General features: G+C 48.6%; 2 protein-coding genes and 1 pseudogene. All 3 read left to right on the forward strand.

Going from position 1 to position 1,286, the window contains the following annotated elements; genetic code table 11:
- Positions 1-114: pseudogene (locus tag STRDD11_RS14255) on the forward strand (VanZ family protein); the annotation flags it as partial.
- A gap of 18 nt (positions 115-132) precedes the next feature.
- The gene (gene yaaA / locus STRDD11_RS05965; RefSeq protein ID WP_128836261.1) at positions 133-861 is read left to right on the forward strand and encodes a peroxide stress protein YaaA; all 729 of its coding nucleotides are present in this window, start codon (positions 133-135) and stop codon (positions 859-861) included.
- Positions 862-928: 67 nt separating this feature from the next.
- Entirely contained in the window at positions 929-1,222 is a 294-nt protein-coding gene (locus tag STRDD11_RS14260) for a TIGR04197 family type VII secretion effector (RefSeq protein WP_128836344.1), read from the forward strand.
- Positions 1,223-1,286: the final 64 nt, after the last annotated feature.

The raw sequence follows: 1,286 nt of genomic DNA on the forward strand, positions 1-1,286 counted from the left end.
CATCTAGGCATTTTTGATCTGGGCGACATCCTGACCAATCTGCTGGGCTTTGTCATCGGCAGCTGCTTGCTGCAAAGCCGGTGGGGGAAATGGGCCAGCAGCCATATTCACTGAAGAAAAAGGAAAATTATCATGAAAATACTGATTCCAACCGCTAAGGAGCTAAATCTGTCTGCTGAGCCGGCTGCTGCCAAGCCGCTTTCCCAGCAGACCCAGACCATTCTGGATCAGCTGGCCGCTTTTTCAGCTGCTGACTTGGCTCAGTTTTACAAAATATCTCCGGAGCGGGCTGCCCTTGAGTTTGTGGCCATTCAGGCTTTGCGAGAGGGGAAAGCACAGCATGCGCCAGCCCTTTATCTCTTTGACGGTCTCATGTACCGCCATATCAAGAGAGAGGGTTACAGCGCGGCAGAAAGGCAGTATATCCAGAAGCATCTTGCCATCACGTCGGCCCTTTATGGTATCCTTCCGGCCTTGGAGCCCATCGCGCCCCACCGCCTGGATTTTATGATGCCGCTTAAGCCAGACGGAAAAAGCCTCAAGACTTTTTGGAAAACAGCCTATGACCAAGCTCTGGCAGAAGAAGAGGCGGTATTTTCTCTCCTCTCCAGCGAGTTTGAAACAGTCTTTTCAAAGGCAGTCCGCCAGCGTATGATCTGCTTTAAGTTTTTAGAAGACCGAGCCGGCCAGCTAAAGGTCCACTCGACCATTTCCAAGAAAGCGCGCGGCGACTTTCTGACAGCTCTGATAGAGAATCAAGTAACCGAAGCAGAGCAAATGAAGACACTGAACTTTGCCGGCTTTGCCTACCGACCAGATCTGTCCAGTGAGCAAGAGCTGGTTTATGTCAAGGAAGGATGAAAAAGCACAGTTGGCATTCAGAATACTTTTATAATTTTTGGTGAGAGATTTGTTATAAATATATGAAATTTCCAAGGACTATCTAGTCTATGGAAAAATCAAGCCAAACACTATCTCTGCTCAGAATGCCGTCAATGAGCTGGTAGGTGTTGATACCAGCGACAAGCGGCACAAACAAGTCGCGTTTAACTATACGACGGAGATTGCTGAGAGTGAAAACGGTCGTCAGGCCTGCAATCAAATGCTGCAGGCGGTTTCTGACTTTAGTGCGGCTGTTCTCACGCAAGCTAATAAATTCCCAGAAATTGCCGCAAAAATAGAAAAGCGCGATGTGGAAGAGGCCAAGCGCTGGGAGGGCTGAGCATGTACCGGAAAGATAAAAGCGAAGACAAGCGCTATGAACTCTACAAGAAAATCCAGAAAGT

The sequence above is a fragment of the Streptococcus sp. DD11 genome (assembly GCF_001578865.1).
Classification (GTDB): Bacteria; Bacillota; Bacilli; order Lactobacillales; family Streptococcaceae; genus Streptococcus; species Streptococcus panodentis.

What these genes read in the sequence shown, in the direction of transcription:
- yaaA (WP_128836261.1), top strand. Translation starts at nt 133, where the DNA reads ATGAAAATACTGATTCCAACCGCTAAGGAGCTAAATCTGTCTGCTGAG.